Source organism: Paracoccus beibuensis (assembly GCF_026162625.1).
In the GTDB taxonomy this organism is placed as follows: domain Bacteria; phylum Pseudomonadota; class Alphaproteobacteria; order Rhodobacterales; family Rhodobacteraceae; genus Paracoccus; species Paracoccus beibuensis.
The window spans coordinates 37348-49185 of record NZ_JAOTBD010000018.1; the positions used below are offsets into that span (position 1 = coordinate 37348).

Below are 11838 nucleotides of genomic sequence, written 5' to 3' on the forward strand. Positions count from 1 at the left end.
CCTCTCGCTCATCTTCCCAGCCGAAAAGCTGGATTGATCAAACTGTATATCGCGAGAAGCCCGCCGAGGCTTAGCAAGATGGAAAAGCCGGTGAAGACATCGATGAGCAGGTAGGTAGCTACAAGCAGCCCCACAACCCCAAACATCATTCCCAAACGCACACCAGGCTGGCCGAAGGTATCACCTTGCCGCTTTTCATGTGAAGCGTCAGCATTATTGAGCGCTTTTGCCTTGGCAAAAATCGAGCGAACTCGAGCGGCTCCATGCAGGAAGACTGCACACGTCGTCAATGCGACGAGAAGGCTGCTATAAAGTGTGGGTCTACTGTAGGAGAGGCGATCAGTGCTTGCTTGTTGTCCGATCACGGCCGACATCAGGTCGTCAACAAACCACGTGACGATGGTCTCTGCCCGCGACAACATGAACATGTTTTGAAGCTTCATGCAGATTGCAATGAGAAGCCCTAAAATGGTGCATCGGTATATGCCAAGCATCACTCTGGTGCAGGCCTCAAGAAGTTCTTTCTGATTGTCGGCAGTTGACCAGAGTTCTGACGTCTGTCCGATCTTTGATAAATCATGAGCCAGCGTGAAGAGTAAAATCAGGCCTGCGAAGAAAATAAAGAAGCATATACCCATATAGAGGTATGCAGCGCCAGTGAAGACGATTGCCTCTGGAACCGATATAATGTCTGGACGAAGAATTGCTATACGGCCCCAGTCCACACCAAAGTTGCCCGGATCGCTCGTCAGCAGCGGGACCAAGCACTCGTTGATCCATTGCGCTACAGAGGCAATGAGCAAACAAACAAGAAGACTTGCCCAGTATGGATATGAATAATCTTCAACGCGGCGCATCCAGTCACGGGTACACTGGTCTTTTCGTCCCCGTGTAAACTTCACGCGCCCTTCTTCTTTCCAGTAGGCGATTAATTCACCCGCGAACATGAGATACAGGGGAAGGATCACCAGGAAGAGAATTGTCCAATTCGGCGCCCACAGAAACCCCACCTGCTTGGTCCCTTCGTTCGGTTGGTCATAGATAACGCTATGAATATCGACAACGTACGACAGGAAGCCCAGTGCCACGGCGCCCGCAAACACCGTTGCCGGCAAATCCAGCAAGGATCGGCGACTGAAGAGTGCCTCGGATCGACTTGCCAGGCTGAAGCGTCGAAACGATCCAGCAGGGATGTTCTCGCTTGATGTCTCTGGCGGCGGGGCTGCCTCGTTACGGGAGGACGCAGATGGAGCCGTATCTGTGTTCTCCAAGGCACTGAGCCCATCTCCGCCGGTCTGCTTCCGTCTCCTGGCTGTCAGCCGTGATTGCGCCGTGCTGAGTTCTACCTGCCAATCGCCGGTCGCGACCGGATCATCACATCCTAGAATTCTCGCCAGCCATCGGATGTTGCTAGGGCTGATGCCCTTGTCGTTCTCCTGAAACCAAAGCTGCACCGTTCTCAGATCCACCCCATCCCGATTGCCCTCGATCTGTGAGATTGCTTCTGCAAGAAGCTCGGGCGTCCATGGGCCAGCGGGAAACCCATCGTTGTCCGCTGGCCGACCCGCACCGACGGCAGCTATTCGGGCGAAGAGTTCCTTGAAGTCACTCCCGTCTTTCGGGGGTGGCAGAAAAAACTTATTGTTCTTTTTGAAAGGAGTGGCGGGTTCCATTTCGTTTCGTTTCGCCTGATTTCATATCCTCTCGTGACTTCTTTCCTTATGGAAGCACAGCTACCGGGGGTGCAGAAAGGGTTTTGTCAGTTCGAGCGTGAACGAGACCTGACACAAGCCCCTCTTTTGCGGGCCGAGAGATTGCCCACTGGGTGGAGGGATAGATGATGCATCAGGATCAGACGACAAAACGGGAAGCGGTCCTCACGAAAACGGTTGTCGAGGGTCAGACAACCCGTGCGCTTTATCGCTGGAACACGGGTGAGTTTTCCCAGATTTCTGTTCCCGAAAACTTCTTCTTCGATCCATCGAGGGCCATCCGCCCGCGGACGTACTCGCAATCGCCGGTTGCCACGCAGGCACAGGTGGAGTAATCATAATACCGATCTGCATGGCAGATAGGTGTAATGACATGGCTGGCTGGCGCAGGATACGCGACATCGTCACGGGCGGGCTGATCATCGCAGTCCCGGCGCTCATGCCCTCTTCTGCCCTCGCCTATCCCATCGATTGCGCCATCTTGCTCTGCATGGCTGGCGGCTTTCCGGCATCGGCCGAATGCTCGGCGGCCAAAGCCGAGGTCATACGTCGCATCACCCCCTGGCCTGTCGAGCCGCCGTTGCAACTCTGGCGATGTCCCCTGGGGATCAGTCCCGGCCTGCCGGTTGGAGGCGAGGGAACCTTGCCGCCGGAGATCGCAGCATATCGTGACGCGATCGAGGTCTGGCACCTTGCCAAGCACGTGACGAGTGGCAGTGGAGGCCGGGACATGGTTCTGACGACCGTACGAGGCACCTACGATGCGTCTGGTCGCCTTGTGCGGCAAAGCGTTGACGAGGAGGACTGGCCTGCATGGCTGGACCCCGCAGTTCGGGCCAGAACCGGGAGCACGCTGCTAAATGAGTACGGTCCAAGCTTTCGGGCCGTCGTGCTGCGCATGCGGGATCACACCGGTGCATACTCCACGGAGTGGGTCAGCTACTGATGCCTGTATCGCCGTGGAGCATGCCACGACAATGAGAAGGGACAACGAGGTCATACAAACGATCACTGAGACATAGAAAACCCCCGCGCGGGGTCCGCACGAGGGAAGGTTCGATAACACAGGTTTGCAGACCTGTATCAGCTCTACTTGTTAGGAGCGATCGTGATTGAATCCGTCCCAAAAATCAAGCGTGAAAACGCATCCGTGCGAACGAATGCGTTTTGGCTGCGGCTCCCGTGCTCCCAGTTCTTGAGGAGCAAATGGCACGAACGTTCACAGCAAAGGCCCATCCTTATCGCGATCTCCCAGCCTACCCAATCCTGCCATTTGGATGGCAGCGCGACGCTTTCATTCACCTTGTGGAGCGGGTCGCCCCGCATCTCGGCGTTGGCCGGGCAGCGGCCCATACGTGGACCCGGCTGGCTGCCATGACCCGGCCGACAGATTGGGTAGAGCCCGACCGAGAGCCCAGCGTTTATTCCGCTGCGTCCGAACTGGCAAAATTGCTTGCTCTTTCCGAGGCACGGTTGCGCGCACATACGGCACGGCTCGAACAGGCAGGGCTTCTCGAGCGAAGGACAGCCGCAAATGGCAGCCGATCCCGCTACGCCGGAACCGGACTGTTCTTCAGTGGTATCATTGCCCGGTTTTCCGATTTGCTTGCTCTCGATGCGCAGCTGACCACAGCACGGCACAAGGCCATCTATCTTCGGGGTCAACGCAGTACTCATTGGCGCTGTCTCCGCCGGGCTCTGGAGCAGCTCCGCGACCTTGCCTCCCAGGATGCCCGTGTCCAAGCCATGGAGGATGCCTGGGCTGCATGGCCTCGTGCCGACCGGCTGCATGCCATGACGCTGGACGCGCTTGCCGCCCACGAGAGGGAAGCGGATACCCTGACGCGGGCCGCCCTCGATCTGCTCGAAACGCTCCAAAAATCAGTCGACCAACCGCTCGAAAACGAGCGGTCCCATCTACAAGATACAAGCGAAGATTTTTCCTTGTCTTGTGATGCCCGCGCCGAGGACAGACTGCCTATGGCTGAGCCGGCGTTCGCCCAACCTTCTCGCCTGTCACGGGTGAGCGGCAGACCAGACGCCGCGGACGCACGTAAGAGTGGAACGAACGCTGCCGGACGCGAATGGCTTATCAAGCTCGGCCCGGAGCGCTTGTTCCGGCTCGCCTCACCCGAGATGCAGTTCTACCTTTCCGGGCGGGCCGATCCCGAGCGCCTGAGGTTTCACGACTTCATCTGGACGGCTGAGCGGCGTGTGCTGGAACTGAGCATTCACCCCTCCGCCTGGTCCGATGCCTGCACGGCCATGGGCGAGGACGGCGCAACGGTGGCCATGTTGATCCTTGACGCGCGCCGGGACGATCCCGTGGCGCCGATCATCAGCCCCGGCGGCTATCTGCGGGGCATGACACGGGCCTGGCTGCAGGGTCACCTGAACATGATGGGCAGTCTGATCGGCCTCAGTGAACGTCGGCGCCGGGAGGAGGCGTTGTGACGCATCATCGCTTCATCACCGCCGCCCTGCTGTCGGGGCTTTCGATCCTCCCTACCGCAACGGCGCAGGCTCCGGTCTGCGTGCCACCCGAGGAGCCCTGGGTTCCGGAGCGAGACGCGGATATCCAGGCCTATGTCGATCTGGTGGCGGCTGATTTCGAGCGGTACTTCTCGGCATTGACCCAGCATTTCCAGTGCCTGGATCAGGCATGGCAGGATAGCCTCGCGCGGGGCCGCGCCGTTTCCGCCGCGCGCGAGACCTTCGTGCAGCGTGCGACAGCGCTTGGCCTCCGGGCGCGTCTCGGGGTCGATCCGCAGCCGCCGTCAGACGGGAGGCCGAAATGAGCAAAGCGGCTTGGCTCGCCCTGCTTGTCCTCATGGCGGCAATGCTCGTGCTGGGCGCGCAGGAACACATGACCCCTGCGACTCGTGTGACAGGCCCTGCGCGGGTGATCGATGGCGACACGCTTGTCATCGGCGGGCGGCGGATCCGCATCCTCGGCATAGATGCCCCGGAACGGGACCAGACCTGCCACGACGCTGCCGGGGAGACATGGACCTGCGGCGGGGCTGCCAGACAAGCCCTAGCGGCGCGCATCGCTCGGCAGCCGGTATCCTGCCATGTCGCGGGTCCGGACCGCTACGGCCGCGATCTGGCACGCTGCTCAACAGGCGGCACCAATCTGGCCGCGTGGCTGGTCCGCGAGGGATGGGCCGTTCCCGCGGGCGAGGAGCAGGGCCGGTACAGGGCGGCCGCGCGTGAGGCGGAGGCCAGGGGGGCAGGCATGTGGCGCGGCAGCTTCATGCGGCCGGCGGACTGGCGCAGGGCAGGGGACCGGCCGCACAGGGAGGGAGCGGACGATGAGCGCTGAGGGCAGGTGCTACCGGCTGGGGCATGTCCGCTTTTGCGACGATGCGCCCGAGCTGCAAGGGATCCTCGCCCGGGCGCATGACGGTCATGCCCGCCCACTCTGCCAGTGCTGCGAGGCCGAACCGCCCATGTATGTGGCCTTGATCAATGGTGTGTTTCACCTCAAGCGTATGCCCGGCACCGGACATACGCATGACCTTGCCTGCCCGTCCTTCGATCCACCCCCGGAACTCTCCGGGCTGGGGCCACTCTCCGGACAGGCCATCGTCACGGACGAGGCAGGCGACACGATGCTCAGGCTCGGCTTTTCGCTGTCCCTGCGCGGCAGCAGGCCGTCCGCGCCCACGGGTGAGGATGAAGCGGACACCGTATCGGTGACCGCCAGCCCGCGCAGGCTGCGGCTCCTTGCCCTTTTGCACTATCTTTGGGACGCTGCGGGACTGACGACATGGCGCAAGGCTTACGGGCGGCGCAGCTGGTGGATCGTGCACCGCGAGCTCTGCCTTGCGGCGGCCCGAGCCCGGACCCGGTCTGGGCCGCTGTCGGACATTCTCTTTGTTCCGCCTCCCTACGTCCTCGAGGACAAGGAGCGCCTGGCAGGCGAACGGCGGCGCTTTCTCCACAGGCTGCGGCCTGTGGCGGGCAAGCCCACGGGGCTCGGCCTGCTGGTGGCCGAGCTCAAGGCTCAGGAGCCCGCGCAATACGGCCGCAAGCTCCGCTTCAAGCATCTGCCAGACTTTTCCGTTTTCGTCGACAGCGACACGGCCAAGCGGTTCGACAGGGCTGCTGCCCGAAAGGTGCGGCTCGTCGAGGCCACGCCGAACAGTCACCTGATGGCCATCGCGACCTTTGCCGTGAAAGGCAGTTATGCCGAGATCCGGGAGATTGCCATGATGGCGGTCGATGCACGGTGGATCCCCTTTGCGGGCGAGCGCGATCATGCGTTGCTCCAAGCCTTGGCCGAGCGGGATTTCGTCCGCTGCCTGCCCTACAACCTGCCGGCGGATGCGCCCATTGCCACCGCCGTTCTGCTCGATGGCGACGGACCGATCGCGCTCTATGTGCCGGCACCGGACATGTCGGCGGATCGCGAGGAGGATCTGCGCCGGATCGCGGCAGAGGGTCTTTATCCGGCCTGGCACTGGCCAGCGGGGGTTTTCGACATGCCGGAGCTCCCGCGGCGCGTGGACCATGGCGCACGGACCTGATCCACGCCCTCGGGCAAACATCGATCACACTCCGCCTGCTTGGTGGTACGGTGGTTCTGTCGCGTGTCGCATGGCCCGCAGGCCAAGTGGTGTGCGTGATCCATCAGCGAGACGAATCCCTGCTGGCGGATTGATTCCGATTTGTCATTGGACCTGCCGGGATGTTGGGCAGAGACTCTTTGCCATGATGCTAGAAACAGGCCGCAGCGCTTCCTCGGACGGTAATCCGGGCGACGACTGGGACCCGGACCGGGCTCCAGGCGTGGCCTTGTGCCGAAGCCCTGCGGCCTTGCCAGAGGTTTCTCTGCAGCAGGCCTCATACCCTTGCTGCACGCCACCCCCATGACACAGGGAGGACACGTCCATGCCCAACTTCACCGCGCATCAACATCCGGCCCTGGCGGTCGGCTGTCCCACCTGCGGCAAGGCACCCGATGAATGGTGCTGCGGCGCCAACGGCCAGCTGTCGCGCGATCTGCACAGGGCGCGCCAGGCGGAGGCCGACCGTGAGTTCGTCGAGCAGTATGGCGATCTTGCCGCCATCGTTCCTGCCGCGACCGGTTGGCTGATCGACCCGCATGGACGCGAGCGGGATTGAGGACTTCAAGAGACGCGGTGGCATTGTGATAAGGATGCGCCGCCCGCTCGGCTTGCAGAGAGCCTCATACGCTCCTTGTGCTAGGGATCGGTCCGTTGAGAAGCCGAAGGCCCAGGATACCGTCAGCGCGCCTGGCCCGCAGTCAGCCACTCGTTGAGCTTTGACCAGCGGCGGCGTCCCGAAGCATTCTTGACCGCGATCGCCACGGCGCGCATCTGGCCCACGAGCACCACCAGCTTTCGGCCCCGGGTCACACCGGTATAAAGGAGGTTGCGCTGCAGCATGGTGTAATGCTGGGTCATCACCGGGATGACCACGGCGGGGTACTCTGATCCCTGGCTCTTGTGGATGGTGGCGGCATAGGCCGGCACCAGTGTGTCGAGTTCGCCAAAGGCAAAGGTGACGGTGCGGCCGTCGAAGTCGACCGCGACCTCGCCTTCATCCGCATCGACATCGGCGATGGTGCCGATATCGCCGTTATAGACGTCCTTGTCATAGTCGTTCTCGACCTGCATGACCTTGTCGCCCGGCGCGAAGGTCCAGCCGAACCGCTCGATCTTCTTGTCGCCGACAGGGTTCAGCGCCTTCTGCAGCTCGATGTTGAGCGAGCGGGCGCCGACACCGCCCCGGTTCATGGGACACAGGACCTGGATGTCCTTGATCGGATCGAAGCCGAACCGCCGTGGGATGCGCCGGCTGACCAGCTCCACGATGCGGGCCACGGCTTCTTCGGGATCGCCGGTCGGCACGAAGTAGAAGTCCGAAGCCGTGTCAGGGCGCGCGAGGTCCGGCATCCGGCCGGCATTGATGGCATGCGCGGTGGTGATGATCCTGCTTTGTGCGGCTTGGCGGAAGACCTCGGTCAGGCGCACCACCGGCACGGCTCCCGAGCCGATGATGTCGGCCAGCACCTGGCCGGGGCCGACCGAGGGCAACTGGTCGATGTCGCCTACCATCAGGAGTGCTGCGGTTGTGGGCACGGCCTTCATGAGCGACTGCATGAGCGGCACGTCGACCATGGAGCTTTCGTCCACCACCAGCAGATCGCAGTCGAGTGGGCTGTCCTCGTTGCGCTTGAAGGCGAAGGCCTTGGGATCGAACTCCAGCAGGCGGTGGATGGTCCGGGCCTCCAGCCCGGTGGTCTCGGTCATCCGCTTGGCGGCGCGGCCGGTGGGCGCTGCGAGCAGGAGCTTCACACCCTTGGCCGCGAGGATGCGCAGGATGGCGTTGACGATGGTGGTCTTGCCCACACCGGGTCCGCCGGTGATCACGGTGACCTTGGAGCGGAGCGCCAGGCGGATCGCCTCGGCCTGGCTCGGGGCCAGGCTGAGGCCGGTCTTCTCCTCGACCCAGGGCAGGGCACGATCGGCATCAATGGCGGACCAGGGCAGGGGGCCGGTGCCGAGGCGCCCGAGGTGGCCGGCAATGGCGCGCTCGGCCCCATAAAGCCCGGTCAGGAAGATGCAGTCTGCCTCGCCCACCCGGTCCGCGGTCACAGAACCTTCCGCAAGCTCATCGCCGATGGCGCTCTCGATGAGGGCCGGGGGCACCTCGAGAAGCTTTTCGGCAAGGGCTGTCAGTTCGGCCCGCGGCAGTCCGCAATGGCCGTCGCCCATGGCCTCGCTCAGGGCAAAGGACACGCCTGCCCGGATGCGGATGGCGGCCGTCCTCTCGATCCCGAGCTTTTCGGCGATGATGTCTGCAGTGCGAAAGCCGATGCCGCGGATGTCGCGGGCCAGACGATAGGGGTTCTCGCTCATCACCTGCACGGCGTCCGTGCCGTAGGTCTTGAAGATCCGCACCGCGCGTGCCGTGCCCACCCCGTGCCCATGGAGAAAGACCATGATCTCGCGGATGACCTTCTGGTCCGCCCAGCCGGCGGCGATCCTCGCGGCCCGGACAGGACCGATGCCGCCCACGTCGCGCAGGCGCTCGGGCTCGGCCTCGATGACATCGAAGACATCGGTGCCGAAGGCCTTCACCAGCCGCCGGGCATAACCCGGCCCGATGCCCCGGATCATGCCGGAGCCGAGGTATTTCTCGATGCCCTCGACGGACGAGGGCGCCGAGGCCTTGAGACACTGCGCCTTGAACTGCAGGCCATGGGTGCGGTCGTTGAGCCAGACACCCGAGGCGGTGATCCATTCGCCCGCCGAGATCATCGCGGCATGGCCCACCACGGTGACCAGGTCCCGGTGCCCGCGCGCCTTGACCCTGAGCACGCAAAAGCCGCTCTCGGGACTGTGGAAGGTCACCCGCTCGACCGGACCGGCCAGAACCTCTGTCGGATTGTGGGTATCCGGGGTCATCACCTGCGCCATCCACAATCCTCACCAAACAAGAGCGCGGCGCCGTGGCCTGACCCGACGTTGCACTGCGTCTGGTCTTCATCGCGGGCCTTGCCGGAGCAGCGCATTCGACATCTTTCCGCATCTTCGACCATGTTGTGCCAGCAGATATATGCCAGCCAGGTCCTGAACCAAGTTCCGAACTGTTGCGGGCGAACGGATCAGACATCCGCGATCCGCACCCCACCCTTCACATCCTCCCGTCGTCAAAGGGGAGGGCACAACCAGGGTCAGCCTTCCGGGAGCCCTTCCCGATGAAGACCTCAGGTGTTTCCCTTAAGGCAGCTGCCCACCTGACAGTTTCGTCAGGCGTGTTTCTCTTGAAAGACGTCAAGTCCTCCCTTCAAAGCTGATCGCCGCGGGGCGTGTTGTGATCATCGGCATCCAGCAAAGAGAATGGGCAAGCAGCGCCTGCTCTTGAAGCACAAAATGACTCTCAACGGATGTATCCGACAAGCCTCACGCCTTCCGCCGCGAGAGAGAGGCCCGCAGCTTCAGTCCTTCCCTTGCAGATGCTGCATGGCAGCATCCCCAAAGGATCGGTTGTGCGAATGCAGCGTTAGCGCCATCTTTGGTGCATCGAAATAGCGCAAGGCCAATCCGGGCAGGGCGCAGATGCAAGAACAAAGACGCTGAAAAGGAAACCCGCCATGGCTACGATTGCCCAGACCCACAACGCCGCTGCCACCTCTGGCATCGCTGGCCGTCTGATGGCCGCGATCCAGCACATGCAGGAAAACCGCGCCCGCCGCGTGATCTATCGCCAGACCGTGCGTGAACTGAACGCCCTGACCAACCGCGACTTGGCGGACCTGGGCATCAGCCGCGCGATGATCACCCGCCTGGCTCACGAAGCCGCCTGGGGCACGAAGTAAGATATAGACCTTTCCGGCCTGTTCTCCTCCCTAGGGCCGGGACTGGCGGCATTCTTCTGCCAGAGGATGCCGCCCCTACATAGCCGCTCCATTTGCGGCACCCGATGCGACGGACCTTTCCTCCTCCCCATGGTCCGATCGTTGGCGGCAACGGCCTCTCCTCCTCCCTGGTCTTGCCGCACCCATACGCGGCCCCTCCCTCCTCCCTGGGCCAGCGTTCCGCGGCAGCACCCCCTCCTCCCTGGGTGCTGCCGCTTTTCCATGATGGATACCGATGCTGGAGCAACGCCTCCGAACCGACCGGGATACTCGTCGTCCACTGAGAGGGTGGGTCTTATCCTCATCACCTGATTGGTCCTTCTCTGTCTGACCTTGAGGTCAGCTTTACCGGAGACACTTCATCAGCCTTGCCTTGCTGCTCCTGTCCTTCGGGCTTCTGGATGGATGCGAACGGAACCGGAACATGGGACGCGTGTTTCCTTGCAGCATCCTGAGAAAGGCAGTGCCCCATGGCCGATGACAACCCGAAATCCCACCCGACCGACAATGCCGAGAAAGATCCGGACACCTGGGTCAGCGGCGAAGACCCAATGACCGGCGCACAGGCGTCCTATCTCAAGACGCTGAGCGAACAGGCCAACGATCCCGACGCCTTTGACGACACCATCAGCAAGGCAGAGGCCTCAAAGCGCATCGATGCGCTGAAAGCCAAGCTTGGGTTGGATCAGTAGGGCTTTGCTGTCGGGAAGGGGAAGCGACATCCCAAAGGCCATGAGTTCGGGCAACTATGGTTTCGTTAGGCAATGGGGTGCCGATGCTCCGTATGCGCCGTCTCTGACCCATTGATTTTGCGCATTCCTGGCTTGGGTGGTCTCTGCCACCTGTCCGTCGAAGCAGACGGAGAGGCGATATGGCAGATGGTGGAGAAGGTTTTGTCGGTCAGTGCGAGGTTGTTGAGCCTCGGCGCGGGAACCGGCGGTGGCCAGACGAGGTGAAGGCTCGGATCGTGGCAGAAAGCCTCGCTCCTGGAGCACGGGTGGTGGATGTCGCGGCACGCCATGGTCTTGTCCCGCACCAGCTTTCGGATTGGCGGCGCCGAGCTCGCCAGGGGCTTCTTGCGCTTCCGGCTGATCTGCTGGAGGGGCTGTCGCTGCCGTCCGAGGTTTCTGGCGAGCCGGTCTTTGTTCCTCTGGCCATTGCGGCCGAACCGACGAGATCGGCGAAGCTGCCGGAGAGAGCCGCGATCGTGGCGGGTGTCATGAGCGTCGAGATCGGTGGCGATGTGGTGCTGCGTGTGCCGAGCGAAGTTCCCGTCGAGCGGGCCGCGGCCCTGATCCGTGCCTTGTGCGGTGCAGCATGATCGTCGCGGGCCAACGGCTGCCGATCCTGATCGCGACGAAGCCGGTGGACTTCCGCTGCGGGCATAATGCTTTGGCGCTGATGGTGCAGACCGAATTGAAGCTGGATCCGTATTCGGGTGTGACGGTGGTGTTCCGCTCGAAGCGAGGAGACAGGCTGAAGATCCTGGTATGGGATGGCACAGGCCTCGTGCTGATCTACAAGGTTCTGGAAGTTTCAAAATTCTGCTGGCCCCGGGTTCAGGACGGGGTGATGCAGCTGTCACGAGCGCAATATGAGGCCCTGTTCGAAGGAGCCGAGTGGCTCAGGATCAGCACGCCGAAAGTGCTTCCACCGACTGCGGCAGGATGACTCAGCAGGCGGCTTTGGCATTGTTTTTATGGGCTTTCTGCACCGGATCGGGTAAGAAGGCGC

General features: G+C 62.5%; 13 protein-coding genes. 11 read left to right on the top strand and 2 right to left on the bottom strand.

Annotated features, from left to right (window positions below):
* Positions 1-8 precede the first annotated feature (8 nt).
* Positions 9-1673 (bottom strand): RcgA family putative transporter, encoded by a 1665-nt coding sequence (locus tag OC159_RS12135; RefSeq protein WP_265501438.1) that lies wholly within the window; start codon positions 1671-1673, stop codon positions 9-11.
* Between the two features lie 164 nt (positions 1674-1837).
* Between OC159_RS12135 and OC159_RS12140 the strand changes: the two genes are divergently transcribed.
* The 7 genes from OC159_RS12140 (at position 1838) to OC159_RS12170 (ending at position 6842) form a co-directional block, all read left to right on the top strand.
* Positions 1838-2047 carry a hypothetical protein gene (locus OC159_RS12140; protein ID WP_167623752.1) on the top strand — a complete coding sequence of 70 codons (210 nt, stop codon included), beginning with the start codon at positions 1838-1840 and terminating at the stop codon, positions 2045-2047.
* A 104-nt stretch (positions 2048-2151) separates the two neighbouring features.
* Positions 2152-2658, top strand: coding sequence for a hypothetical protein (locus tag OC159_RS12145; protein WP_370528972.1), 507 nt, complete (start codon positions 2152-2154; stop codon positions 2656-2658).
* A gap of 260 nt (positions 2659-2918) precedes the next feature.
* Positions 2919-4166 carry a replication initiation protein RepC gene (repC, locus tag OC159_RS12150; RefSeq protein ID WP_167623753.1) on the top strand — a complete coding sequence of 416 codons (1248 nt, stop codon included), beginning with the start codon at positions 2919-2921 and terminating at the stop codon, positions 4164-4166.
* A complete protein-coding gene (locus tag OC159_RS12155; protein WP_265501440.1) occupies positions 4163-4510 on the top strand; it encodes a hypothetical protein in 348 nt (115 codons plus the stop codon). The genes repC and OC159_RS12155 overlap by 4 nt, the downstream gene beginning before the upstream one ends.
* 68 nt (positions 4511-4578) lie before the next feature.
* A complete protein-coding gene (locus tag OC159_RS12160; protein WP_240544806.1) occupies positions 4579-5037 on the top strand; it encodes a thermonuclease family protein in 459 nt (152 codons plus the stop codon).
* Positions 5027-6244, top strand: a complete 1218-nt coding sequence (locus OC159_RS12165) for a DUF1173 family protein (RefSeq protein ID WP_167623755.1) — start codon at positions 5027-5029, stop codon at positions 6242-6244. The genes OC159_RS12160 and OC159_RS12165 overlap by 11 nt, the downstream gene beginning before the upstream one ends.
* A gap of 364 nt (positions 6245-6608) precedes the next feature.
* A complete protein-coding gene (locus tag OC159_RS12170) occupies positions 6609-6842 on the top strand; it encodes a zinc finger domain-containing protein (RefSeq protein WP_167623756.1) in 234 nt (77 codons plus the stop codon).
* A gap of 122 nt (positions 6843-6964) precedes the next feature.
* On the opposite strand, the gene recD2 is transcribed toward OC159_RS12170, so the two are convergent.
* On the bottom strand, positions 6965-9151 hold the full coding sequence (recD2, locus tag OC159_RS12175) for an SF1B family DNA helicase RecD2 (protein ID WP_265501442.1): 2187 nt from the start codon (positions 9149-9151) through the stop codon (positions 6965-6967).
* Positions 9152-9840: 689 nt separating this feature from the next.
* On the opposite strand from recD2, the gene OC159_RS12180 reads away from it, so the two are divergent.
* From OC159_RS12180 to tnpB, 4 genes are all read left to right on the top strand, one after another.
* Positions 9841-10065, top strand: coding sequence for a DUF1127 domain-containing protein (locus OC159_RS12180; protein WP_265501443.1), 225 nt, complete (start codon positions 9841-9843; stop codon positions 10063-10065).
* Between the two features lie 509 nt (positions 10066-10574).
* Positions 10575-10796, top strand: a complete 222-nt coding sequence (locus OC159_RS12185; protein ID WP_265501445.1) for a DUF3072 domain-containing protein — start codon at positions 10575-10577, stop codon at positions 10794-10796.
* Between the two features lie 179 nt (positions 10797-10975).
* Entirely contained in the window at positions 10976-11425 is a 450-nt protein-coding gene (gene tnpA, locus OC159_RS12190) for an IS66-like element accessory protein TnpA (protein ID WP_265501446.1), read from the top strand.
* Positions 11422-11775 (top strand): IS66 family insertion sequence element accessory protein TnpB, encoded by a 354-nt coding sequence (tnpB, locus tag OC159_RS12195; protein ID WP_221828616.1) that lies wholly within the window; start codon positions 11422-11424, stop codon positions 11773-11775. Before tnpA ends, tnpB begins: the two co-directional genes overlap by 4 nt.
* Positions 11776-11838: the final 63 nt, after the last annotated feature.

Coding starts and splice junctions, on each gene's coding strand:
- OC159_RS12135 (WP_265501438.1), bottom strand. CDS start 1,673: ATGGAACCCGCCACTCCTTTCAAAAAGAACAATAAGTTTTTTCTGCCA.
- OC159_RS12140 (WP_167623752.1), top strand. CDS start 1,838: ATGATGCATCAGGATCAGACGACAAAACGGGAAGCGGTCCTCACGAAA.
- OC159_RS12145 (WP_370528972.1), top strand. CDS start 2,152: ATGCCCTCTTCTGCCCTCGCCTATCCCATCGATTGCGCCATCTTGCTC.
- repC (WP_167623753.1), top strand. CDS start 2,919: ATGGCACGAACGTTCACAGCAAAGGCCCATCCTTATCGCGATCTCCCA.
- OC159_RS12160 (WP_240544806.1), top strand. CDS start 4,579: ATGACCCCTGCGACTCGTGTGACAGGCCCTGCGCGGGTGATCGATGGC.
- OC159_RS12165 (WP_167623755.1), top strand. CDS start 5,027: ATGAGCGCTGAGGGCAGGTGCTACCGGCTGGGGCATGTCCGCTTTTGC.
- OC159_RS12170 (WP_167623756.1), top strand. CDS start 6,609: ATGCCCAACTTCACCGCGCATCAACATCCGGCCCTGGCGGTCGGCTGT.
- recD2 (WP_265501442.1), bottom strand. CDS start 9,151: ATGACCCCGGATACCCACAATCCGACAGAGGTTCTGGCCGGTCCGGTC.
- OC159_RS12180 (WP_265501443.1), top strand. CDS start 9,841: ATGGCTACGATTGCCCAGACCCACAACGCCGCTGCCACCTCTGGCATC.
- OC159_RS12185 (WP_265501445.1), top strand. CDS start 10,575: ATGGCCGATGACAACCCGAAATCCCACCCGACCGACAATGCCGAGAAA.
- tnpA (WP_265501446.1), top strand. CDS start 10,976: ATGGCAGATGGTGGAGAAGGTTTTGTCGGTCAGTGCGAGGTTGTTGAG.
- tnpB (WP_221828616.1), top strand. CDS start 11,422: ATGATCGTCGCGGGCCAACGGCTGCCGATCCTGATCGCGACGAAGCCG.